Origin of the sequence: Streptomyces sedi (genome assembly GCF_006335015.1) — a bacterium.
Classification (GTDB): domain Bacteria; phylum Actinomycetota; class Actinomycetes; order Streptomycetales; family Streptomycetaceae; genus Streptomyces; species Streptomyces sedi.
Genome location: NZ_VDGT01000029.1, coordinates 31011 through 54158 on the forward strand (window position 1 = coordinate 31011; position 23148 = coordinate 54158).

The 23148-nt window shown below is 74.6% G+C and carries 16 protein-coding genes; 4 read left to right on the top strand and 12 right to left on the bottom strand.

Annotation, left to right across the window (positions count from 1 at the left end):
* Positions 1-79: 79 nt before the first annotated feature.
* The gene (locus tag FH715_RS26390; RefSeq protein ID WP_139649726.1) at positions 80-3067 is read right to left on the bottom strand and encodes a putative bifunctional diguanylate cyclase/phosphodiesterase; all 2988 of its coding nucleotides are present in this window, start codon (positions 3065-3067) and stop codon (positions 80-82) included.
* Positions 3068-3173: 106 nt separating this feature from the next.
* Positions 3174-4124, bottom strand: coding sequence for a 2-hydroxyacid dehydrogenase (locus tag FH715_RS26395; protein WP_139649728.1), 951 nt, complete (start codon positions 4122-4124; stop codon positions 3174-3176).
* 164 nt (positions 4125-4288) lie between these two features.
* Here FH715_RS26395 and FH715_RS26400 point away from each other — a divergent pair, with 164 nt between their 5' ends.
* From FH715_RS26400 to FH715_RS26410, 3 genes are all read left to right on the top strand, one after another.
* A complete protein-coding gene (locus FH715_RS26400) occupies positions 4289-5290 on the top strand; it encodes an aldo/keto reductase (protein ID WP_139649730.1) in 1002 nt (333 codons plus the stop codon).
* Positions 5291-5393: 103 nt separating this feature from the next.
* Positions 5394-6611 carry a PQQ-dependent sugar dehydrogenase gene (locus FH715_RS26405; RefSeq protein ID WP_139649732.1) on the top strand — a complete coding sequence of 406 codons (1218 nt, stop codon included), beginning with the start codon at positions 5394-5396 and terminating at the stop codon, positions 6609-6611.
* Positions 6612-6800: 189 nt separating this feature from the next.
* Positions 6801-7847, top strand: a complete 1047-nt coding sequence (locus FH715_RS26410; protein ID WP_139649733.1) for an NAD(P)/FAD-dependent oxidoreductase — start codon at positions 6801-6803, stop codon at positions 7845-7847.
* Positions 7848-8282: 435 nt separating this feature from the next.
* On the opposite strand, the gene FH715_RS26415 is transcribed toward FH715_RS26410, so the two are convergent.
* The 10 genes from FH715_RS26415 to FH715_RS26455 all read right to left on the bottom strand — a co-directional run bounded on the left by FH715_RS26415 (position 8283) and on the right by FH715_RS26455 (position 22160).
* The gene (locus FH715_RS26415) at positions 8283-11285 is read right to left on the bottom strand and encodes a helix-turn-helix transcriptional regulator (protein ID WP_246108995.1); all 3003 of its coding nucleotides are present in this window, start codon (positions 11283-11285) and stop codon (positions 8283-8285) included.
* Between the two features lie 83 nt (positions 11286-11368).
* On the bottom strand, positions 11369-11518 hold the full coding sequence (locus FH715_RS28420) for a hypothetical protein (protein ID WP_170184841.1): 150 nt from the start codon (positions 11516-11518) through the stop codon (positions 11369-11371).
* Positions 11519-11781: 263 nt separating this feature from the next.
* On the bottom strand, positions 11782-13290 hold the full coding sequence (gatB, locus tag FH715_RS26420) for an Asp-tRNA(Asn)/Glu-tRNA(Gln) amidotransferase subunit GatB (RefSeq protein WP_139649735.1): 1509 nt from the start codon (positions 13288-13290) through the stop codon (positions 11782-11784).
* A gap of 30 nt (positions 13291-13320) precedes the next feature.
* The gene (locus FH715_RS26425) at positions 13321-13548 is read right to left on the bottom strand and encodes a hypothetical protein (RefSeq protein WP_139649737.1); all 228 of its coding nucleotides are present in this window, start codon (positions 13546-13548) and stop codon (positions 13321-13323) included.
* Positions 13545-15038: an Asp-tRNA(Asn)/Glu-tRNA(Gln) amidotransferase subunit GatA gene (gatA, locus tag FH715_RS26430; RefSeq protein WP_139649739.1), complete on the bottom strand. Its 1494-nt coding sequence runs from the start codon at positions 15036-15038 to the stop codon at positions 13545-13547. Before gatA ends, FH715_RS26425 begins: the two co-directional genes overlap by 4 nt.
* A gap of 5 nt (positions 15039-15043) precedes the next feature.
* The gene (gene gatC / locus FH715_RS26435; RefSeq protein ID WP_139649741.1) at positions 15044-15340 is read right to left on the bottom strand and encodes an Asp-tRNA(Asn)/Glu-tRNA(Gln) amidotransferase subunit GatC; all 297 of its coding nucleotides are present in this window, start codon (positions 15338-15340) and stop codon (positions 15044-15046) included.
* A 198-nt stretch (positions 15341-15538) separates the two neighbouring features.
* Complete coding sequence (locus FH715_RS26440) at positions 15539-17671, bottom strand: putative bifunctional diguanylate cyclase/phosphodiesterase (protein ID WP_139649742.1); 2133 nt, start codon at positions 17669-17671, stop codon at positions 15539-15541.
* Between the two features lie 268 nt (positions 17672-17939).
* Positions 17940-20171, bottom strand: coding sequence for an NAD-dependent DNA ligase LigA (ligA, locus tag FH715_RS26445; RefSeq protein WP_139649744.1), 2232 nt, complete (start codon positions 20169-20171; stop codon positions 17940-17942).
* A gap of 15 nt (positions 20172-20186) precedes the next feature.
* A complete protein-coding gene (locus FH715_RS26450) occupies positions 20187-21218 on the bottom strand; it encodes a methionine synthase (protein ID WP_139649746.1) in 1032 nt (343 codons plus the stop codon).
* A gap of 252 nt (positions 21219-21470) precedes the next feature.
* Positions 21471-22160: an SDR family oxidoreductase gene (locus FH715_RS26455; RefSeq protein ID WP_139649748.1), complete on the bottom strand. Its 690-nt coding sequence runs from the start codon at positions 22158-22160 to the stop codon at positions 21471-21473.
* A gap of 44 nt (positions 22161-22204) precedes the next feature.
* Between FH715_RS26455 and FH715_RS26460 the strand changes: the two genes are divergently transcribed.
* The gene (locus FH715_RS26460) at positions 22205-23047 is read left to right on the top strand and encodes a carbon-nitrogen hydrolase family protein (protein WP_139649750.1); all 843 of its coding nucleotides are present in this window, start codon (positions 22205-22207) and stop codon (positions 23045-23047) included.
* Positions 23048-23148: the final 101 nt, after the last annotated feature.

The following is a 23148-nucleotide window of genomic DNA, read 5'->3' on the forward strand; positions in this document are numbered from 1 at the left end:
GGGGTCAGCCGACGCGCCACGAAAGTACGAGAATTCCGGTGTGCATGGCACAGACATTGCTCCCCTCCGCCATCGCCTGTCAAGCGCGCGGGACAGAAGTCTCACTATGTGAGCGAGGGGGCTGAACGGCGCCCGCGGGCGGCAGCGCGGCGGCCGGCGCGCCGGGTCCCGCGGCGCTCGCGGCGCCGGCCGGCGCGACGGCCCCGGCCTGGCCGGGGGGCCCGGCGGGGCTCGGCGCGCCCGCCTGGCCGGCGGTGCGTCCCCGGGGGATGGCGGGCGTGAGGGCGCCCGTCGGGTGGGCGGGCAGCGGCAGCCGGCCGCGCTCCAGCAGGCGGTGCAGGGCGACGGCGTCCAGCGGCGCGCTGAACGCCAGGCCCTGGGCGCGGCGGCAGCCGAGGGCGCGGAGCGCCGCCGCCTGCTCGGGGCGGTCGACGCCGTCGGCGAGGGAGTCGATGCCCAGGTCGTCGGCGATCCGCAGCAGACCGGCGACGATCTTGCCGAGGACCGGGGACTCCACCACTCCCGCGACGAGCGCCCCGTCCAGCCTGACCAGGTCGACGGGGAGCCGGTGCAGGGCGGTGGTGGCGGTGCCGGGGCCGCCGAAGCCGCCGAGCGCGACGCCGACGCCGAAGCGGCTGAGGTCGGTCAGCCGGCGGCGCAACTCGTCGGAGGCGAGCACGGGATCGGCCTCGGACAGCTCGATCAGCAGGGCGGTCGGCGGGAGTTGGTGCTCGGCGAGCCTGGCCTGGAGCGAGCCGACGGCCAGTGCGCGGTCGGTCAGCCGGGCGCTGGGGACGCGCAGCGTGACGGGGACCGTGTGGCCGGCCTCGTGGCGGCGGGCGGCGGCCACGACGGTCTGCTCGACCAGCCAGCCGGTCAGGTCGGCGGCGGCGCCGGGGGCCTCGGCCTCGCCGGGCGGGACGAAGTCCCAGCGCCCGCCGCGCAGGCACTCCAGGGGGGTGGTCAGCGGGCCGTGTGAGGAACGCCAGCGGGCCTGGGCGTGCAGAGCGGCGAGCCGTCCGTCGCCGAGGTGGACGACGGGCTGGTGGAGAAGGGTGAACTCGCCGGCGTGCAGTGCCCTGCGGAGCCGGTCGGCCAGCTCGGTGCGGCGAAGGACCTCGGTCTGGAGCTGGGGCGCGTACAGCTCGACCCTGGCCTTGCCGGCCTGCTTGGCGCGGTACATCGCGAGGTCCGCGTTGCGCATCAGGCCGGCGGGGGTGCAGCCGGGCTCGGCGAAGGCGACGCCGATGCTGGCGGCGACCCGCAGCTCCCGCCCGTCGACCGTGTAGGGGCGGGAGAGCGCGGCGCGCACGCGCTCGGCGATCTCCAGGATGCGGTACTCGCGCGGCTGCGGCTCCCCGCCGCCGTCGCCGGTGATCAGGGCGGCGAACTCGTCGCCGCCGAGCCTGGCCGTGGTGTCGTCCGAGCGGACGGCCTCGCGCAGCCGGCGCGCGGCCCGCACCAGCAGCTCGTCGCCCGCCTGGTGGCCGGCCGAGTCGTTGACCGCCTTGAAGCCGTCGAGGTCGATGAAGAGGACGGCAGCGTCCGGGTCGGCGCCCCGCCCCGCGCCCAGGGCCTGCCGGACGCGCTCGGTGAACAGCGCGCGGTTCGGCAGGTCCGTGAGGGCGTCGTGGGAGGCGCTGTGCTGCAACTGGGCCTGGAGGCGGACGCGTTCGGTGACGTCGCGGGTGTTGAAGATCAGACCGCCCTCGTGGCGGTTGACGCTGGACTCGACGTTGAGCCAGTGTCCCGCGCCGTGCCGGACCCGGCACTCGACGCGGGTGGCGGGCTCGCGGCTGGGGGGCACGGCGAGGAAGCGGCGCAGCTCGTGCAGGACCCGCCCCAGGTCCTCGGGGTGGATCAGCGTGGACAGCTCGCTGCCGGTCAGCCGGTCCGGCTCCTGCCCGTAGACGCCGACGGCCGCGGGGCTGACGTAGCGCAACTTGCCGTCGGGGGCGGCGATCATGATCACGTCGCTGGAGCCCTGGACGAGCGAACGGAAGTAGTTCTCCTTCTGGAACAGCTCGCGGGTGAGCGAGATGTTCTCCATCAGGGTGATGCCCTGGCGCACCAGCAGTGCCAACACCACGGCGCAGGCCATGTAGACCACGGCGGCGTCGACACGGCGGCCGAAGATTATGGTCACCAGGATGCTCAACACACAGACGGCCGCCGCCAGATAGGGCGCCAGCGTGGAGACCGAGCCGCCGAGCGGGCGGCAGGCCGGCGGGCGCGGCTCGCGGAGCCCGGGCACCTCGGGCGCCGGGGAGGAACGGCCAGCCGTCCAGGGCGCGGCGGCCAGCAGCAGCGAGCCGGCGAACCAGCCCGCGTCCAGCAACTGGCCCGAACTGTACTGCTCGCGCAGCGGCGGGCTGGTGAAGAGCGCGTCGCAGAAGACGGTCAACGCCAGGGCGCCGATCGCCGAGTTGATCGCGGGACGGTGTCGGGCGCTGCGCCGGAAGTGCAGCACGACGACCATGCTGATGAGCACGATGTCCAGCAGCGGGTAGGCCAGCGCCAGCGCGACCCGCCCCACCGAGCCGGTGCGCACCGCCGTGTGCGCCAGGGCGACGCTCCAGGAGAGCGTCATCAGGGAGCCGCCGATCAGCCAGACGTCCAGCCCGAGTCTGGCCCAACCGGCCTTGTTCATCGGGCGTTTGGCGAGCAGCAGCAGGCCGACGATGGCCAGCGGGGCGAAGAGCAGAAACGCGATGTCGGCCAGCGAGATGTCCGGAACCTGACGTCCGAGCACCACCTCGTACCAGCCCCAGATGGCGTTCCCCAGGCCGATCATGATCGAGGAGACGCCGAACATCGTCCACGCGGCGCGGAACTCCTCGGCCTGCCGTCTGGCGTACCAGAGACAGGAGATCGCCGCGGCGAACGCCGCCGCCGCGAGGCCGAAGTCCCCCATGACCCTGGCGAGTCGGGGCGAACCCCAGCCCGCCAGGGCCCCCGCGGCGTAGCAGGCGCAGACCGCCGCGAGCGCGAGCTGCGGGAGCGGGCCGCCCAACGGCGGACCCGCCGGGACATCACGCGGTCCTCGCCGCGTCCATGGGTGGTGCATCGCCATCGCCCCCCTTCGTTCCGGGCTCACCCCGAAGCGGACGATACACCAGTATGGTCACTCAGCGATATAGAGACATCACCCATAGTGATGGTTTGGGGCGAGGCTAACGCTCTGAACCGCTGGTCGCCACCCTGTGGCGGAGTTCCTCACCGAGAGCGAACCGCGTCAACTGCGCGCGCAGCAGCGCCTTCGCGCGCGGCTCGAAGGCCGTGGAGGGGCCGCCCACATGTGGCGTGATCAGCACCCCGGGGGCCCGCCACAGCGGGTGATCGGCGGGAAGCGGCTCCGGGTCGGTGACGTCGAGGGCCGCCCGCAGCCGGCCGCCGGAGACCTCCGCCAGCAGCGCGTCCGCGTCGACCACCGGGCCGCGCGCGACGTTCACCACCAGCGCGCCGTCCGGCAGCAGCGCCAACTCCCGCGCGCCCAGCAGCCCGCGGGTCCGCTCGGTCAACGGGGTGGCGACCATCACCACCTCGGCGCGCGGCAGCAGTTCGGGCAGCTCGGACGAGGCGTGCACGGGGCCGCGCGGCGCGTTCCTGGCGTGGCCGGCCACCCGGATCACCTCGGCCACCTCGAACGGCAGCAGGCGCTCCTCGATCGCTGCGCCGATGCCGCCGTAGCCGAGGATCAGCACCCGCCGGTCGGCCAGCGAGGTGTGTATGGCCGGCGCCCACCGCCCCTGAAGCTGGTCGCGGGCCGCCTGGTCGACGCCGCGCAGCGCGGAGAGGGCCAGGGCCAGCGCGAGTTCGGCGGTGCTCGTGTTGTGCAGGTCCCCGGCGTTGCACAGCACGGCGCCCTCGGGAAGCCGCGGCACCTCGGGAAGCATGTGCTCCACCCCCGCGGTCAGCGTCTGGACGACCCGCACCGAGGTCATCTCGGCCAGCGGCCGAACGGCGACTTTCGGCCCTTTCAGATACGGCACCGTGTAGAACGCGCAGTCCGCCGGGTCGCCCGGGTAGGTGTCCTCGCCGCGCCAGAGCAGGCAGCGCAGGGAGTCGGGCAGGGGGGCGAGCTCGTCGGCGGAGTAGGGCAACCAGACTTCCTGAGTACTCATGGCGCCAGGCTAGCCGCGCGGCCACCGGCGGCCCGGGGTCCGTGGGTGGCTGTCGGTGGCAGGGGATACGTTGGGGGCGATCACGGGGACGACGGGGACGGCCGGCGAGGGACCGGGGGAGATCCGGGGCGGGTTCGGCGCGGGGAAGGGCGAGGACAGGCCAGGTGCGGTATCGGACGCTGGGCGCCGGGGCGCTGGCGGTGGGCGCCGTGGGTCTCGGGTGTATGCCGATGAGCTGGGGCTACGCGGCGTCCCAGCGCGACGGGGAGGCCTCGCTGCGGGCGTTGCACGCGGCGCTCGACGAGGGCTGCACGCTGCTGGACACGGCGGACATGTACGGCCCGTTCACCAACGAACGGCTGCTGGCGCGGGTGCTGCGCGAGCGGCGCGACGAGGCGACCGTCGCCACCAAGTGCGGGCTGCTGGTGGGCGAGCAGCATCTGGTGGCCAACGGCAGCCCCGCGTATGTGCGGCGGGCCTGCGACGCCTCGCTGCGGCGGCTGGGCACGGACGTGATCGACCTCTACCAGCTGCACCGACCCGACCCCGAGGTGCCGGTCGAGGAGACCTGGGGCGCCATGGGCGAGTTGGTGCGCGCGGGCAAGGTGCGCGCGCTGGGGTGGTGCGCCCTGGAGCCGCCCGATCCCCGGCGCGCGCGGGGCGGGGCCGCGGCGCATCGAAGGACCCTGGAGCTGCTGGGCAGGGTGCAGCAGGTCTTCCCGGTGTCGGCGGTGCAGACCGAGTTCTCGGTCTGGTCGCCGGGCGCCGCCGCCGAGTTGCTGCCGTGGTGCGAGGCCAGGGGCGTGGGGCTGCTCGCCGCGATGCCGCTGGGCAGCGGCTATCTGACGGGCACGCTGGTGCCGGGCGGCGGCTTCGAGCCGGACGACCCGCGCGCCCGGCATCCCCGCTTCACGGCGGAGATGATGGCCGCCAACCAGCCGCTGGTGGTGGGGCTGCGCCGGGTGGCCGCCCGGCACCCGGGCGCGACGCCCGCGCAGGTCGCCCTCGCGTGGCTGCTGGCCCGGAGCCCCCGGGTGGTGCCGCTGCCCGGCACCAAGCGGGAGCGCTGGGTGCGGGAGAACGCGGCGGCGGCCGAGCTGGACCTGACGCCGGCGGACCTGGCCGAGCTGGCGGAGCTGCCGGCGGCGCTGGACTCCTGGGGGTGAGGGGCCCCGCCGGTGAGGGGCCGGACGGTCGACATCGCGCCGGCGCGCGGCGCGATGTGGTGTGCTGGGTGGTGCCGCAGTCCGCGTCACCACGGAGGTCCCGATGAGCGCACGACCGGTCGCGGGTTCGTTGCTCGCCCTGGCCCTGGCCGTTCCCCTACTGGCCGGCTGCTCGTCCGAGGACGACGCCGCCTCCGAGTCGGGCGACGAGGCGTCGACCGCCCCGACCGGGGACGCCGGCGAGGAGCCGGAGGAGGACGCGGGCGAGGCGTCGGACGAGGCGGAGCGCACGCCGGAGGCCGCGCCCGCGGAGGGCGACGCGGAGGTGACCGCGACTCTGGCTGAGAATCTGCGTTCCCCCTGGGGGCTGGCCGCACTGCCGGACGGCACGGTGCTGGTGGCCTCCCGCGACGACGGCACGCTGTCCCTCGTCGACACCTCGGACGGCGAGCCCGGCACTGTCAGCGAGGTCGGCTCGGTGCCCGGCGTGCGCGCCAACGGGGAGGGCGGCCTGCTGGGGCTGGCGCTCGACCCGGAGTTCGAGAGCAACAACCGGCTCTACGCCTACGCCACCACGGCCTCCGACAACCGGATCATCCCCCTGGAGCTGCGTCTGGACGCCCCCGAGGGGGAGCGTCTCGACGCCGGGGAACCACTGCTCGACGGCATCCCCAGGGGCGAGGTGATCCACAACGGCGGCGGGCTCGCCTTCGGCCCCGACGGGATGCTCTACGCCACCACCGGCGACGCGGCCGACGCCCCACTGGCCCAGGACCCGGACTCGTTGGCCGGGAAGATCCTGCGGATCGACCCGGCGACCGGCGGGCCGCCCGAGGACAACCCGGCCCCGGACTCGCTGGTCTGGTCGCTGGGCCACCGCAACGTGCAGGGGCTCGCGTGGGACGCGGAGGACCGGCTGTGGGCGGCCGAGTTCGGCAACGACACCTGGGACGAGCTGAACCTGATCGAGCCCGGCGGCAACTACGGCTGGCCCGAGCACGAGGGCGACGGCGGCGCGGACGACGGCTTCGTCGATCCGGTGGAGGTCTGGCCGCCGTCCGAGGCGTCGCCGAGCGGGCTGGCCTACAGCGGCGGCGCGCTGTGGCTGGCGACGCTGCGCGGGGAGCGGCTGTGGCGGGTGCCGCTGGACGGCGCGGAGCCGGTGGCCGAGCCCGAGGCGTTCCTGGAGGGCGAGTACGGTCGGCTGCGCGGCGTCCTCGCCGTCGGCGGGGACGAGTTGCTGCTCCTCACCAACGAGACCGACGGGCGGGGCTCCCCCGACGCCGACGACGACCTGCTGCTGCGGCTGCGCGTCCGCTGAACCGGGGCGCGCGCGACGGGCGTTCACTCCCCGCCGCCATCCGGTGCGCGCCTCGTGCGCGCCGGGCGCCGCCCCGGGTGGCAAAGGGCTTGCGGCCCCCGCGCGCCCGAAAGAGGGTGTGGGAAGCGGCACAGCGGACCCCCGGGCGACACCCGGGCGGGCGCGCCGCGACAAGCCGGGGAGCGTGCGATGTCGGGCGTGGTCGTGGTGGGCGCGGGAATCGTCGGCGCCTCGGTCGCCTACCATCTGGCGCGCCGAAGCGTCCCCGTCACCCTGCTCGACCGGGAGCCCACGCCGGCCACGGGGGTGACGGACGGTTCGTTCGCCTGGGTCGGCGGCTGCGGGAACGGCGGCTCACCGGGGGCGACGGACCTGCGCGGATCGGTGCTGGAGGACCATCGACGCCTTGAGGCAGAGCTGCCGGGGCACCGCGTCCGCTGGGTGGGCTCGCTCTCCTGGTCCGATGCCGCGCCCTCGGGCGGGGAACGGCTGTGGCCCGGGCAGTTCCGCGTCGGCCGGGAGGAGATCGCGGCGCTGGAGCCGGCCCTGATCGACCCTCCGGAGACGGCCGTCCACACCCCGAGCGACGGCGGTGTCGACCCGGTGGCGATGACCCGCGCGCTGGTCGACGCGGCCCGCGCGCACGGGGCGGCACACGTCCCGAACGCGACCGTCTCCGCCCTGCGCGTCGCGGGGGAACGCGTCGAGGGGGTCTGGTCCTCGGCCGGCTACCACGCGGCGGAGGCCGTGGTGTTGGCGGCCGGCACCGAGGTACCCCGACTCTGCGCGCCGCTCGTGCCCGAGCTGCCGGTGACCGTCTCCCCCGCCCAACTCGTGCGGCTCTCCGCGCCTCCCGGGCTGGTCAGAACCATCCTGGACAGCCCAGGCCTTGAGGTCAGGGAGGTGCGGGAGGGCGAACTCCTGCTCCCCCTCGCGGTGCCCCCGGGCGCCTTCTCCCCCTCGTCGGCGCGGCGTGCGGCAGACGAGGCGCTGGCACGGGTGCGGGCGCTCCTCCGCGGCGGGGCGGAGTGCCGGCTGCTCGACCAGCGGGTCAGCGGGCGCCCGATGCCCGCCGACGGCCCGCTCGTCGGGCCGGTGACCCGCGACCGCTCCCTCTGGGTGACGGTCACCCACGCGGCGATCACCCTGGCGCCCACCGTCGGCCGGCTCGTCGCCGACGCACTCGTCACCGGCGCGCTCGCGCCGGAGCTAAGCCGGTGTCAGCCGCGCCGGTAGCGCGGCCTGCCGGGTGCCGCCGTCGTAGGCGTCGTAGGCGCAGCTTCGTCTCCCTGACGCCCACGAGGCTCTCGGCGAGCGTCGGGCGATCGCCTGCCGGCGGAGGCTTGGAGCCGGCTCCTGGACCACGGCCTCGCACGCGGCGTACGGCCCGTACCGGTCGGGGGGATCGACGACTGTGGTGGCCCCGCCGGTGCAGGAGTCGTTGGACGCGCAGGTCTCCCGGGGCGGTGACGCGTCGAAGTCCCCGCCGCGATCCACGTACGTGGCCCGGTGCTCGGCGGGCCACGTGCCCGTCGCGGGCTCGTCCCCGCTCCTCGATCGACACCGGCTCGGCGTCGCAGCGTAGGACGGTGCGCGCCTGACCACCCGCGCAACGCGAGATGCCACGCGGCCGGGATCGTGACGCCGCCCGCGAGCCCGCGGGCGCGGCGGTCACGGCCGGGCGGCCACCAGGCGGAACCGGTGCGCGACGGCCGCCGCCTCGCCCCTGCTGGTCACCTCCAACTTGGCCAGGATGCGGGAGACATGGACGCTCACCGTCTTCGGTGAGATGAACAGCTGCTCGGCGATCTGCCGGTTGCTCCGACCCGCCGCCACCAGCTCCAGCACCGCGCGCTCCCTCGGCGTGAGTCCGAATGGCTCCTCCGGCGCCGGCTCGGGCGCCGGCCCCGCCGGAGAGGCGAGGTCGAGCCCGGCGCGCTGCGCCAGCCGCGCCACCCGCTCGCCCAGCGGCCCGGCGCCCAGCCGCGTGACCAACTCACAGGCGGCGCGCAGCTGCTCGCCCGCCGCCTCGCGGCCGTCCGGCCGCCCTTCGGCCAGCAGCGCCTCGGCCCAGCCATACCGCGCCTCCGCCACGTGGTGCGGAAGCGGCAGGGGGGTGAGCTGGGCGACGGCCTCCGCCCAGTGCCGTGGCGTGTCCCGCCCCCGGGCACGGGCCAGCTGCGCGTCCACGAGCACGCCCATCGCCTCGCGTATCGGGACGTTGCGCGGGAGGCGTCGGGTCAGTGACCTGATCTCCTCGACCGCCGCCTCCCGCCCCTCCTCCGCGCCCGGCAGCCCGCGGCTCTCCGCCTCGGCCGTGGCGGCGGCGAAGGCCAGCATCCAGGCCAGCAGCGAGGCGCCGAACAGCTCCCCTGCGGCCATCCCGCGCACGACCTCCCGCGCGTGCGGCGGGCGCCCGCGCGCCACCGCCAGGTCGATCCGCAGCCTGGCCAGCTCCCAGTGGAACTGGGTGCCGCCCCTCACCCCCTCGATCTCCGCCAGTACCGCCTCCGACTCCGCCTCGGCCCGCGCCAGGTCCCCGCGCAGCACCGCGAGCTGGCCGGTGAGCACGCGGCTGATCTGGCGACTCTGCGAGTGGCTCGCCCGCCGGGTCGCCTCGTCGAGCGCGGTCTCGGCCTCCGGCCAGCGGCCCATCGCGGTGCAGGCGAAGGCGCGGTTGCCCCACAGCCAGCTGTGGCCCTCGACCAGCCCGTAGCGCTCGGCCAGCTCGACGCTCTCGTCCAGATGCTCCAGGGCCTGCGCGAACTCGCCCGCGTCGATCAGCACGGCGCTCAGGTTGTTCAGGCAGCGCCCCAGCAGTGCGACGTCGCCCCCGCGGAGCACCGTCGCCAGCACGGCCCGCATCTCGGTGACCGCCCCCTGGCCGTCGCCCGCGTCTGCCTGAAGGGTGGCCAGGGTGTAGCGGGCGTAGAGCTCCGTGCGGTGCGCCCCGACGAGACGGGCCAGGGAGACGGCGCGCTCGGCCCGCTCGATCACGTCCGGGTCCGGGCCGCGCTTGGCGAGCAGGGCCGCCTCCAGCGCCAGCACCCGGGCGTGCACCTCGGAGGGCGGCAGCCCACGCAGCAGCTCCTGGGCGCGGGCCAGCTCCGCCGAGCCGTCGCCGCGCATCAGCCGCTCCGCCATGCCGACCCGTTGGGTCCAGAACCAGGCGGCGTGCAGCGGCTGTCGGACCTCGTCCAGCTCGCGCAGCGCCCGCCGGCAGAGCGCCAGGGCGCGTTCGCCGCGACCGGCGAGCTGCGCGGCTATCACCGCCTCGGCCATCAGGTCGACCCAGCCCACCGGCTCCTCCGGCTCCGGCGCCGGATAGCTCCAGACGCGCTGCGCCGGACGCAGCCCGACGCGCGCCTCCGGCTCCACCGCGTCCCACAGCTCCAGCGCCCGCTCCAGCAGCCGCAGCTGCTCCGCGTTGGCGAACCTGCGGCCCGCCACGACGGCCGCCGCCAGCACGGCGGGCAGCGCCCGGGGACGGTCGCCCGCGTGGTACCAGTGGCTCGCCAGCCGGGTGGGCAGCTCCTCGGCGGCCACCAGCGTCGGGTCGTCGGCGAGGGCCTCCGCGTAGCGGCGGTTGAGCCGGGCGCGCTCGCCCGGCAGCAGGTCGTCGGCGAGGGCTTCCCTGGTCAGGGCGTGTCGGAAGCGGTAGCCGTCGCCTTCGTCCGTGGCGACCAGCAGCCGAGCGCCGACGGCCGCCCGCAGCGTGGCCAGCAGCTCGGGCTCGGGCAGCGCGGCGACCCGGGCGAGCAGCCCGTGCTCCACGGAGGCTCCGCCCTCGGCGACGACCCGCAGCACGTCCTGCGTCCGCTCGTCCATCTCCTCGACGCGCACCAGCAGCAGGTCGCGCAGCGTCTCCGGCAGCGCCCCGCGCGGCCGGCCGCCGACCGTCAGCTCCTCGACGAAGAACGGGTTCCCCTCCGTGCGCGCGAAGACGGAGAGCGCCAGCGCCGCCTCCGGCGGGGCGCCCAGGATGCCGGCCATCTGGGCGGCGACCTCGTCGCCGCTCAGCCGGCGCAGCGCGATCCGGTGCACCGTGCGCAGCCGGTCCAGCTGGGCGAGGAACGGGCGCAGCGGATGGCGCCGGTGCAGGTCGTCGGTGCGGTAACTCCCCACCACCAGCAGCCGGGCGGATCGCACCGAGCGGATGTAGTAGGCCAGCAGCTCCCTGGTGGAGCGGTCCGCCCAGTGCAGGTCCTCGAAGACCAGCACCAGGGTGCGGTCCCGCGCCAGCCGCTCCAGCAGCCGGGTCAGCAGCTCGAAGAGGCGCGCGCGGTCCCACGCGTCCCCCTCGACGACCGGCACGGCCGCGCCGGACTCCTCCCACTCGGGCAGCAGCCGCGCCAGCTCTCCGCGCCGCTCCCCCGCCGCCTCGAACAGCTCGTCGCCCAACTGCCGGTGCAGCGCGCGCAGCAGCCCGGCCACCGGCGCGAACGGCAGCCCGTCGGCGCCCAGCTCCACGCCGGCCCCCACCGCCGTCGTCGCGCCGGCCGCGCGGGCGGAGGCGAGGAACTCCTCCAGCAGCCGCGTCTTGCCCACCCCGGCCTCGCCGCCGACGACCACCCCCTGCGGAATCCCCTCGTCGGCGCCGCGCAACAGACCCGCCAGGAGGGCCGACTCGTCCTGTCGCCCCACGAAGACGGGGCTCACGCTCTGTGTCTCCACAGGGTCGAGGATGCCACGAAACACTGACAGAGCGTTACCATTTTTGCCGGTGATCTCTCGGTCCGCGGGGAGCGGAGGCGCGCTCATGCCGCCGTGGCCCAGACGGCGGAGGTCGCACCGCGCGGCGGACGTCTCTCGCGGCGGACGCGACGCAGCCGCGCGCCCGCGCGGTACGCACGCGCCGCCCTCTCCAGCTCGGCGGCACGGTAGCGGTGCAGTTCGTACTCCAGCACGAGGACTCCTCGGATCGGCGGTGGCGGCCCCCGGCGATTCGCCGCCGGGCGCCCCTTCCACCGCCCACCTTCCGGGCCTTACCCGCACCGCCACATCGGACGAATGCCCAGGTCTCCCCACCCGTTCGCCTCAGCCGCACCTCAGTCACGCCGAGGCCCCCGGCGCCTGACGCTGCCGGGGGCCTCAGTCCGGGCCTCAGAGGCCTTAGAGACCTGGAGACCTTAGGGACCTGGGGACCTTAGGGACCTGAGGAGCTGAGGAACTAGCCCTCGACGCCGAGTCGTTCCAGGATCAGCTCCTTGGCCCTGGCCGCGTCGGCCTGTCCCCTGGTCGCCTTCATCACGGCGCCCACCAGGGCACCGGCCGCGGCCACCTTGCCGGACCTGACCTTGTCGGCCACGGCCGCGTTGGCCTCGATGGCCTCGTCCACGGCCTTGCCCAGCGCGCCCTCGTCGGAGACGATCCGCAGCCCGCGCTTCTCCACCACGGCGTCCGGGTCGCCCTCTCCGGCGAGCACGCCCTCGATGGCCTGGCGCGCCAGCTTGTCGTTGAGCGCCCCCTCGGCGACCAGCGCGGTGACCCGCGCCACCTGCTCCGGGGTGATGGGCAACGCGGCCAGCTCCACGCCCTGTTCGTTGGCGCGCCTGGCCAGCTCGCCCATCCACCACTTGCGGGCGGCGGCCGGCTCGGCCCCCGCCGTGACGGTGGCGACGATCAGCTCGACGGCGCCCGCGTTCAGCGCCGACTGCATCTCGTGGGCGCTGATGCCCCACTCCTCGCGCAGGCGGTTGCGCCGGGTCAGCGGCAGCTCCGGCAGGCCGGCGCGCAGCTCCTCGACCCACTCCCTGGACGGGGCGACGGGCACCAGGTCGGGCTCGGGGAAGTAGCGGTAGTCCTCCGCCTCCTCCTTGACCCGGCCGGAGGTGGTGGTGCCGTTCTCCTCGTGGAAGTGGCGCGTCTCCTGCACGATGGTGCCGCCCTCGTCGAGGACGGCGGCGTGCCGCTGCACCTCGAAGCGGACCGCGCGCTCCACGCTGCGCAGCGAGTTGACGTTCTTCGTCTCGCTGCGGGTGCCGAACTTCTCCCGCCCGTGCGGCCGGAGCGAGAGGTTGACGTCGCAGCGCATCTGGCCCATCTCCATGCGGGCCTCGGAGACGCCGAGCGACCTGATCAGCTCGCGCAGCTCGGCGACGTAGGCGCGCGCCACCTCGGGGGCGCGCTCGCCGGCGCCCTCGATCGGCCTGGTGACGATCTCGATCAGCGGGATGCCGGCGCGGTTGTAGTCGAGCAGCGAGTGCGAGGCGCCGTGGATGCGCCCGGTCGCGCCGCCGACATGGGTGGACTTGCCGGTGTCCTCCTCCATGTGGGCGCGCTCGATGCCCACACGGAAGACCTCTCCGTCGGAGAGCTGAACGTCCAGATAGCCGTCGAACGCGATGGGCTCGTCGTACTGCGAGGTCTGGAAGTTCTTCGGCATGTCCGGATAGAAGTAGTTCTTCCGGGCGAAGCGGCACCACTCGGCGATCTCGCAGTGGAGAGCGAGTCCGATCCGCACGGCCGACTCCACGCCCACCGCGTTGACGACGGGCAGCGCGCCCGGCAGGCCGAGGCAGGTGGGGCAGGTCTGCGCGTTGGGGTCGGCGCCGAGGGTGGTGGCGCAGCCGCAGAACATCTTGGTCTTGGTGCCCAGCTCGACATGGACCTCCAGGCCCATGACGGGGTCGTAGGACGCCAACGCGTCCTCGTACGACACCAGTTCGGTGACGGTCACGGGGTGTACCTCTCGGATGGTCGAAAGCGCTCAGTCACTGAGGATGCCGCCGCCGTCCTCGTTCATGCGGCGCAGCTCGCGGGCGAGCAGGGCGATCCCGGTGGCGAGGGCGGCGGCGGAGACGACGGCGTCCACCAGCCGCAGGTTGTCCCGCTCCTCGCGCGCCTCGCGCAGCTGCTTGGCCACGCTGACCGCCCCGAAGAGCGAGCCGCCAATGGAGATGTAGGTGCCCACCTTGGACTTCGGCTTCTTGCTCACAGCGCCGGTACCTCCTCGATAATCGGGTGCCCCCAGCGTGCCTGGAACGCGGCCTCGACGGCCGAACCGACGCGGTAGAGACGGTCGTCGGCCATCGCGGGGGCGATGATCTGGAGGCCGACCGGGAGGCCGTCCTCGTCGGCCAGGCCGCAGGGCAGCGACATGGCGGCGTTCCCCGCCAGGTTGACGGGGATGGTGCACAGGTCAGCGCGGTACATCGCCATCGGGTCGTCCGCGCGCTCGCCGATGGGGAACGCGGTGGTCGGCGTCGTCGGCGAGACCAGGACGTCCACGTCGGCGAAGGCCCGCTCGAAGTCCCGGCTGACCAGGGTCCGCACCTTCTGGGCGCTGCCGTAGTAGGCGTCGTAGTAACCGGAGGAGAGCGCGTAGGTGCCGAGCATCACGCGCCGCTTGACCTCGGGGCCGAAGCCGGCCTCGCGGGTCAGCGAGGTGACCTCCTCGGCGGAACGGGTGCCGTCGTCGCCGATCCGCAGCCCGTAGCGCATGGCGTCGAACCTGGCCAGGTTCGACGAGCACTCGGAGGGGGCGATCAGGTAGTAGGCGGCCAGCGCCAGGTCGAACGAGGGACAGGAGACCTCGACGACCTCGGCCCCCAGCTCGCGCAGCAGCTCCACGGACTCGTCGAACCGCCGGACCACGCCCGGCTGGTACCCCTCGCCGCGGAACTCCCTGACCACGCCGATCCTCATCCCCTCGACGGAGCCGTTCCGCGCGGCGGCGACCACGTCGGGCACGGGGGCGTCGATGGAGGTGGAGTCCAGCGGGTCGTGGCCGGCGATCACCTCGTGGAGCAGGGCCGCGTCCAGCACGGTGCGCGCGCAGGGGCCGCCCTGGTCCAGGGAGGAGGAGAACGCCACCATGCCGTAGCGGGAGACCCCGCCGTAGGTGGGCTTGACGCCGACGGTGCCGGTGACGGCGGCCGGCTGGCGGATCGAGCCGCCGGTGTCGGTGCCGATCGCCAGCGGCGCCTGGAAGGAGGCCAGCGAGGCGGAGGAACCGCCGCCGGAACCGCCGGGGATGCGGGTCAGGTCCCAGGGGTTGCCCGTCGGGCCGTAGGCGCTGTTCTCCGTGGAGGAGCCCATGGCGAACTCGTCCATGTTGGTCTTGCCGAGGATCACCACGCCCGCCTCCTTGAGGCGGCGGGTGACGGTCGCGTCGTAGGGCGGGATCCATCCTTCGAGGATCTTGGAGCCGACGGTGGTGGGCACGCCCTCGGTGGTGAAGATGTCCTTCAGCGCCAGCGGGACGCCGGCCAGCGGGCCGAGCCGCTCGCCGGCGGCGCGGCGCTGGTCGACGGCCTTGGCCTGGGCCAACGCGCCCTCGCGGTCGACGTGGAGGAAGGCGTGGACCTTCTCGTCGACCTCTTCGACGCGGGCCAGGTGGGCCTCGGTGACCTCGACGGAGCTGGCGGTGCCGTCGGCGACGGCGGCGGCCAGCTCGGCCGCGGTGAGCCGGGTCAGATCTGCCATCTCGCTCACTCCTCCCCCAGGATCTGGGGCACCTTGAACCGCTGCTGCTCCTGCGCCGGGGCGCCGGCGAGCGCCTGGGCCGGGGTGAGGCCCTGGCGGACCTCGTCGGGACGCATCACGTTGGTGAGCGGCAGCGGGTGGGAGGTCGGCGGTACGTCCTGGGCGGCGACGTCGGAGACGCGGGCGACCGCGCCGATGATGTCGTCGAGCTGTCCGGCGAAGTGGTCTAGCTCCTCGGCCGAAAGCTCCAGACGCGCCAGCCGGGCGAGGTGGGCGACCTCCTCGCGCGTGATGCCGGGCATGTGGCGATCCTCTTGCTCGTCGCGGGCTGGTTCGGTGGCGACGGGTCCGGCCGGTCCGGCGCCTCGGCGCGGGCGCCGGGGCGGGGCCCGTCGCGCGGTGGACCGCCGGTCCCGTGTGCGCCCAATCCTAGGACGCGGCGCCGACTGCCCGCGCACCGCTTTCCCCGGGGGCCCGTCGGCGCCCGGGGAGGCCGTCGGTCAGCGGACGGAGGCGCGGCGGACCGGCAGGGTCCTGGCGGCGGGGCCGGGCGGGGCGCCGGCGGCGGGCGGGCGGCCCTCGACCGCGCGGGCCTCGGGGGAGCTGCTCCTGCGGGCGCGGAGCCAGGCGGTGGTCTCGGGGGCCGGCATCGCGGCGGAGACCAGCCAGCCCTGGACGGCGTCGCAGCCCAGGTCGCGCAGCCGTTCCCAGGTCTCGTCGTCCTCCACCCCCTCGGCGACGACCATCAGCTTCAGCGAGTGCGCGAGGTCGATGGTGCAGCGGACGATCTCCGCGTCCTCGGCGTCGGCCACCAGCCGGGCCACGAACGAACGGTCGATCTTCAACTCGCTGACCGGCAGCCGCCGCAGGTGGACCAGGGAGGAGTAGCCGGTGCCGAAGTCGTCCAGCGACATCCGCACGCCGTGGCCGGCGAGGGCGGCGAGGGTGTCGGCGGCGTGGTGCGGGTCCTCCAGCATGACGTGCTCGGTGATCTCCAGCTGGAGCGCGTCCGGCGGGACGCGGTGGCGGGACAACCGGGCGGCGACGTCGCCGGCGAAGCCGGGCGAGAGGACGTCACGGGGCGAGACGTTGACGGCGACGGGGACGGTGAGCCCGGCGGCGCGCCAGGCGGCGACCTGGTGGAGCGCGGTCTCCAACACGTACTCGGTCAGGCGGGGCATCAGCCCCGAGGCCTCGGCGATGGCGATGAACTCGTCGGGCGCGACCCTGCCGCGTTCGGGGTGGTGCCAGCGGACCAGCGCCTCAAGGCCGGCGACGGCGCCGTCGAAGCCGACCTTGGGCTGGTAGTGCAGCTCCACCTCGCCGTCGTCCAACGCCTGGCGCAGGTCGCCCAGGAGGGCGAGCCGGTCGGGGGTGTTGCCGTCGCGGCTGGCCTCGTAGACCTCGACGCCGGTGCGGTCGCGCTTGGCCAGGTACATGGCGACGTCGGCGCGGCGCAGCAGGCCCTCGGCCTCGGGGGCGTGCTCGGGGTAGACGGCGACGCCGGCGCTGGCTTCGACCAGCAGGCTGAGGCCGTCCAGCTCCAACGGGGCGTCCAGGGCGCCGATCAGCTCGCGCGCGGTGCGCTGCGCCGCGGTGGCGGAGCCGGTGTGCGGCAGCAGCACGGCGAACTCGTCGCCGCCGAGCCGGGTGAGCTGCGCGCCGGCGGGCAGCCGCGCCCGCACCCGTTCGGCGATCAGCAACAGCAGCCGGTCGCCCGTGAGATGGCCGAGGGTGTCATTGACCGATCGGAAGCTGTCGAGGTCGATCAGTATCAGCGCGACCCTGCGCTGCTCGTGGGCCGCCTCGTCCAGCGCCTCGGTGGTGCGGGAGAGGAGCCAGCCGCGGTTGGGCAGCCCGGTGAGCGGGTCGAGCAGCTGGTCCTCGGCGCGCGCCATGGCCATCCGAAAGGTGGAGTCGACGGCTATCAGCGGGACGGCGAAGAGCGGCAGCAGCCCGGGGGCCGCCTCGGCCACCACCGCGGTCAGCGGCGCGGTGCCGAGCAGGGCGAGCGCCACGGTCAGCTGACGCGACCAGGCGAGACGGGTCAGCGCGCGGCCGGCGCCGCCTCTGCCCTCCTCGGCGAGGGAGGGCAGGGCGCGGCTGACGGCGATGTAGGCGCAGCCGGCGAGGAAGAGCTGGGGCAGCGCGCCGAGCCCCCAGTCGGTGGGCTGCCAGGGGTGCTCGACGCTGGGCGTGGTGCCGAAGAGGGCGAGCAGCAGGGCCGCGGCGCCCACCCCGTGGACGCCCACGGCACCGTGCCACAGCGCGTCGCGGCGGTATCTCGGGCGGACGGCGGCGACCAGACCGGCGATGACCAGGACGACGACGACGGCGGGCAGCCAGCCGTGCACCAGCAGCACGGAGAGCGCCAGCGCCGAGCCGGCGCTGCTGCCGCCGGCGCGCGAACGCCCGTCGCCGAGCGCCATCTCGGCGGCGACCAGCAGGGTCAGGACGGCGAAGCCCCAGCCGACGCGGTCGTCGGGGAAGAGCTGTCGCCCGGCGCCCAGCGCCCAGGCGATTCCGCTGGTGGTGAGCAGTGCGGCCGTGGAGACGACGGCCGCGCGGCCCCAGCGGCGCGGCCTGGGAAGGCCACACCGCGAGGGCGTTCTCCCTCTCGGGGTGGTCTGCATGGCGGGAACCTCTCACGGCGATCCGGCCCCGGTCGGACGGGCGGCTGGGGCCCTGTCCACCCTAGGCGGCCAACCGCCGTCGGTGGCGGCGAACTTGGCGGGTTGCCGAAAGCGACCCGGCGCGAACTAGTCCCCTGGTATATGCCGCGCGCGGGGGCGGTAAATGCTTGCTCCCCTCGATCCACGACGCGCTCCGGCGCGCTCCCCCCGCCCCCCGACCCCGGTCTCGCGGGAGAAGCCGCTGGTCACGAGAGAGGCGCGCGGCGCGCTACGACGCGCCCTCATCGCTCTCACTCGTCTCCTCCTCGGCCGGCTCCGGCGGTCGGACGGCCACGGCGCGCGCCGCGTCCGCCCCCTCGGCGAGCAACACCTCGAATCCGGCCTCGTCGAGAACGGGCACCTTCAGCTGCATCGCCTTGTCAAACTTCGATCCCGGACTCTCACCGACGACCAGAAAGTCCGTCTTCTTCGAGACAGAACCGGTCACCTTCGCGCCCAGACCGCGCAACGCGTCCTGGGCACCGTCCCGCGTGTGGCGCTCCAGCGTGCCGGTGACGACCGTCGTGATCCCGGCCAACGGGCGGGGCGCCTCCTCCCGTTCGCCCGACTCGGCCAGCCGTACCCCGGCGGCACGCCAGCGCTCGACGATCTCCCGGTGCCAGTCGACGGCGAACCAGTCCTTCAACGAGGCGGCGATCGTCGGCCCCACGCCCTCCGTGCCGGCCAGCTCCTCCTCCGTCGCCTCCGCGATGCGGTCCAGCGAACGGAACTCCCGCGCCAGCGCCTCCGCCGCCACCGGCCCCACGTGCCGGATGGAGAGCCCGGCGATGATGCGCGCCAGCGGGCGCTCCTTGGCCGCCTGGATGGACTCCAGCATGGCCAGCGCGTTCTTCTTCGGCTCGCCCTGCTGGTTGGCGAAGAAGGTGACCACCTTCGGCTCGCCGGTCTCCGGGTCGGTCTTGGGCAGGCCCGTGTCCTGGTCCAGCACGTGCGACCGGATCGGCAGCAGCTCCTCGACCGTCAGCTCGAAGAGCCGCGCCTCGTCCCTCAGCGGGGGCTCGGCCGGCTCCAGCGGCTGGGTCAGCGCCGTCGCCGCGACATAGCCGAAGTGGTCGATGTCCAGGCAGCGGCGGCCCGCCAGGTAGAAGATCCGCTCCCGCAACTGCGCGGGGCAGGAACGGGCGTTGGGGCATCGCAGGTCGATGTCCCCCTCCTTCATGGGCATCAGGCCCGTGCCGCACTCGGGGCAGTCGCTCGGCATCACGAACTCCCGCTCGCTGCCGTCCCGCAGGTCGGCGACCGGACCCAGGATCTCCGGGATCACGTCGCCCGCCTTGCGCAGCGCCACCGTGTCCCCGATCAGCACGCCCTTCGCCTTGACCACCTGCTGGTTGTGCAGGGTCGCGAACTCCACCTCGGAGCCGGCGACCGTGACCGGCTCGACCACCGCGTACGGCGTGACCCGGCCGGTGCGGCCGACGCCGACGCGGATGTCGACCAGCCGGGTGTTGACCTCCTCCGGCGGATACTTCCAGGCGATCGCCCAGCGCGGGGCGCGCGAGGTGTGGCCCAGCCGCCCCTGGAGCGGGATCTCGTCGAGCTTGACCACGACGCCGTCGATCTCGTGCTCCACCGCGTGCCGGTGCTCGCCGTAGTACGCGATGAACTCCCGCACCCCGTCCAGCGAGGTGACCACCTTGCTGGCGCGCGCCGTCGGCAGGCCCCACTCGGCCAGCAGCTCGTACGCCTCCGACAGCCGCGCGATGTCGAAGCCCTGTCGGGCGCCGATGCCGTGGACCACCATCTGGAGCGGGCGGCCCGCCGTGACCTTCGGGTCCTTCTGGCGGAGCGAGCCCGCCGCCGCGTTGCGCGGGTTGGCGAAGGGCTTCTCGCCCGCCGCGACCAGCCGCTCGTTCAGCTCCTCGAAGCGCTCCATCGGGAAGAAGACCTCCCCCCTGATCTCCACCAGCTCGGGGACGCGGTCCCCCAGCAGGCGGTTGGGCACCTCGCGGATCGTGCGGACGTTGGGCGTGATGTCCTCACCCGTGCGCCCGTCGCCCCGGGTGGCGGCCCGGGTCAACCTGCCCTGCTCGTACGTCAGGTTGACCGCGAGGCCGTCGACCTTCAGCTCGCACAGGAAACGGTGCGGGATGCCCGTCAGCTCGTCCGCGACCCGCTGCTCCCAGGCGGCCAGCTCCTCGTCGTCGAAGGCGTTGTCCAGCGAGAGCATCCGCTCCCGGTGCTCGACCGAGGTGAACTCCGTCTCGTAGCTCCCGGCGACCTGCTGCGTCGGCGAGTCCGGGGTGCGCAGCGCCGGGTGCTCCTCCTCAAGGCCCTGGAGCTCGCGCAGCAGCGCGTCGAACGCGGCGTCGCTGACCACCGGCGTCTTCACGTAGTACCGGAAGCGGTGCTCCTCGACCTGCTCGGCGAGCAGCTTGTGGCGCTCGCGCGCCTCGGGCGGCACGGACGACTCGTCTTCCAGGGGGCGTTCGCCAGCCACTGTCCTTCTCTCCCGTCACTCAGGGTTGTCCGCGAGGGATCTCGCCGCCCGGACGCAGTGGGCCAACGCGGCCCGCGCGTACGCCGGAGACGCACCCGCGAGCCCGCAGGACGGGGTGACCACCACGGACTCCGCGAGAAGTCCCGGTGACAGCCCCAGCCTGCGCCAAAGCGACCTGACGGGAGTGACAGTACCGGCCGGGTCTGACAATCCCGCCGGATCGGCGCCCGCCCCCGGCACCACCCCGGCGAAGAGGGCGACTCCGCCCTCCACGGCCTCGCCGACCGCCTCGTCATCACGCTCGGTGAGTAGCCCCAGATCGCAGGAGACCGCCCGGAACCCGGCCCGGCGCAGCAGCGCGAACGGCACACCGGGGGCGCAACAGTGCGCCACCGCCGGCGCCCCTCCCGCGCCCGCGACCGCGACCAGTTCCCGCAGCGTCTCCTCCACCACCGCGCGGTCCACGGCCCCGTGCGTGCGGTAGCCGCTGGCGGTGCGCACCCGGCCCGCCAGGACGGCCGGCAGCGAGGGCTCGTCGAACTGCGCGACCACCGTCGCCCCCGGCACCCGCCGCCGCACCTCGGCCAGATGCCCGCGCAGCCCCTCGGCGAGCGACTGCGCCAGGTCGCGGCAGGCGCCCGGGTCGCCGAGCATCGCCTCGCCGTTGCGCCGTTCCAACGCCGCCGCCAACGACCAGGGGCCCACCACGGCGACCTTCAGCACGCCCTCGTACCCCTGCGTGAACTCCTCGACCGCGTCCAGGTCCTCGCGCAGCCAGGCCCGCGCGCGCCGGGTGTCGCGGCCGGGGCGGTCCCCGATCCGCCAACCGCTCGGCTCCAGCCGTGCGTACAACTCGGCCAGCAGACCGGTGGAACGCCCCACCATGTCGGCGCCGGGGCCGCGCGCGGGCAACTCGGGCAGGAACAGCGGGGACTCCAGCTCACCGGCGACCGTCCTGGCCGCCTCCCTGGCGTCCTCGCCCGGCATCGAACCGACCCCGGTGGCCGCCGCCGGGCCCCAGGGGAACGCGCGCGTCTTCTCAGTCACTTCCGTCTCTCACATCATTCACGTCACTCACATCGCTCACATCGGTGGGTTTTCGGGGGTCGGGCCGCCGGCCCGTGGGAAGCGACCCAGGCCATCTCGTTTGGATCTTCGCGGGGGCGCGACGCCAGCTACAGCGCCTCGCTGCGTTACCGAATCGCGCGAATACGATCAAGTATGAGCTGCGATCCGGCGCCTTGCGATGCACCGCATCTGACGCCGCGCCCTGATCCACGAAGATCCAAACGAGACGACCTAGCCGACCGGCCGGACCTGGAGATCGGTGATCTCGGCGTCGCGCGGCAGGTCGAGGGCGAGCAGCACCGTGCGGGCCACCGACTCCGGGGTCATCCAACGCTCCGGGTCGTACTCGCGTCCCTCCTGCTGGTGCACCTTGCGCTGCATCGGGGTGGCCGTGCGCCCCGGGTAGACCGTGGTGACGCCCACGCCGTGCGGGCGCTCCTCGGCGCGCAGCGCGTCGGCGAGGGCGCGCAGGCCGTGCTTGCTGGCGGCGTAGACGCCCCAACGCGGGTTGGCGTTGAGCCCGGCACCCGAGTTGACGAACACCACCCGGCCCTTCGCCGCCCGCAGCTGCGGCAGCAGCAGCCGGGTCAGCTCGGCGGGCGCCACCAGGTTGGCGGCGAGCACCGACTGCCACACCCTGGGCGTCAGTTCGCCGATCTCGGCCAGCTCGACGACGCCGGCGCAGTGCACCAGCCCGTCGATCCGGTCGGGCGGCGACTGGTGGCCCAGCGCCCAGGAGAGGCGCTCGGGCTCCGCGAGGTCGCCCACCAGCGTGCGCGCGCCCCCGAAACGCTCCCGCAGCTCCTTCGCGCGCCCCGCGTCGCGCGCCCAGAGCCACAGCTCGTCGCCGCGCGCCAACAGCTCTTCCGTCAGAACCGCGCCGATGCCCGAGCCGGCCCCTGTGATCACGTGTGTCGCCATAGCACCATGGTCCCCCAGGGCCGTCGAGGGAAGGACCCAACCCCATGCGCATCGCGCTCAGTCAGCTGGCCGCCACCGTCTCACCCGAGGAGAACCTGCGCGCGGTCGTCGACCAGACGGAACGCGCCGCCGGGCAGGGCGCCGAGCTGGTGGTCTTCCCCGAGGCGGCGATGGCCAGGTTCGGGGTGCCGCTCGGCCCGCTGGCCGAGCCGGTGGACGGCCCCTGGGCGAACGGCGTCCGCGCGGTGGCGGAACGGACCGGGACGCTGGTGGTGGCCGGGATGTTCACCCCCGACGAGGACGGCAGGGTGCGCAACACGCTGCTGGTCACGGGGCGCGGCGTGGCGACCCACTACGACAAGCTGCATCTCTTCGACGCGTTCGACTTCGCCGAGTCGGCCACCGTGGCGCCCGGGGACCGGGTGGTCACCGCCGACCTCGACGGGCTGACGCTGGGCTTCGCGACCTGCTACGACGTGCGGTTCCCCGCGCTGTTCGGGGCGTTGGCCGAACGCGGGGCCAGGGTCGTGGTGCTGCCGGCCTCCTGGGGCGCGGGGCCGGGGAAGGTGGAGCAGTGGGAGGTGCTGGTGCGGGCCAGGGCGTTGGACAGCACGTGCTGGGTGCTGGCCGCGGGGCAGGCCGACCCGGCCACGGTCGGCGCCCCGCCGGCGACGGGGGCGCCCACGGGGGTCGGCCACAGCATGGTGGTCTCCCCGCTGGGCGAGGTGATCGCCCGGCTCGACGGGGCGCCAGGGCTGCTGCTGGCCGACCTCGACCTGGCGGCGGTCGACGCGGCCAGGCGCACCGTCCCGGTCCTCGCCAACGCGAGGCGCCTGGCCGGCGGGGGCGGGAACGGGGGCGACCACGGTGACGACGTGGTGCGGTGAGCCGTCGCCCTCGGCCCGGCGGACGGTTGCCCGCGCAGTCCCCCGCGCCCCTTCGACGCCGGGGGCGGGAACGGGGGTGCGGGGAACTGCATCCGTGGCGG

What these genes read in the sequence shown, in the direction of transcription:
- FH715_RS26390 (WP_139649726.1), bottom strand. Translation starts at nt 3,067, where the DNA reads ATGCACCACCCATGGACGCGGCGAGGACCGCGTGATGTCCCGGCGGGT.
- FH715_RS26395 (WP_139649728.1), bottom strand. Translation starts at nt 4,124, where the DNA reads ATGAGTACTCAGGAAGTCTGGTTGCCCTACTCCGCCGACGAGCTCGCC.
- FH715_RS26405 (WP_139649732.1), top strand. Translation starts at nt 5,394, where the DNA reads ATGAGCGCACGACCGGTCGCGGGTTCGTTGCTCGCCCTGGCCCTGGCC.
- FH715_RS26410 (WP_139649733.1), top strand. Translation starts at nt 6,801, where the DNA reads ATGTCGGGCGTGGTCGTGGTGGGCGCGGGAATCGTCGGCGCCTCGGTC.
- gatA (WP_139649739.1), bottom strand. Translation starts at nt 15,038, where the DNA reads ATGGCAGATCTGACCCGGCTCACCGCGGCCGAGCTGGCCGCCGCCGTC.
- gatC (WP_139649741.1), bottom strand. Translation starts at nt 15,340, where the DNA reads ATGCCCGGCATCACGCGCGAGGAGGTCGCCCACCTCGCCCGGCTGGCG.
- FH715_RS26440 (WP_139649742.1), bottom strand. Translation starts at nt 17,671, where the DNA reads ATGCAGACCACCCCGAGAGGGAGAACGCCCTCGCGGTGTGGCCTTCCC.
- FH715_RS26455 (WP_139649748.1), bottom strand. Translation starts at nt 22,160, where the DNA reads ATGGCGACACACGTGATCACAGGGGCCGGCTCGGGCATCGGCGCGGTT.
- FH715_RS26460 (WP_139649750.1), top strand. Translation starts at nt 22,205, where the DNA reads ATGCGCATCGCGCTCAGTCAGCTGGCCGCCACCGTCTCACCCGAGGAG.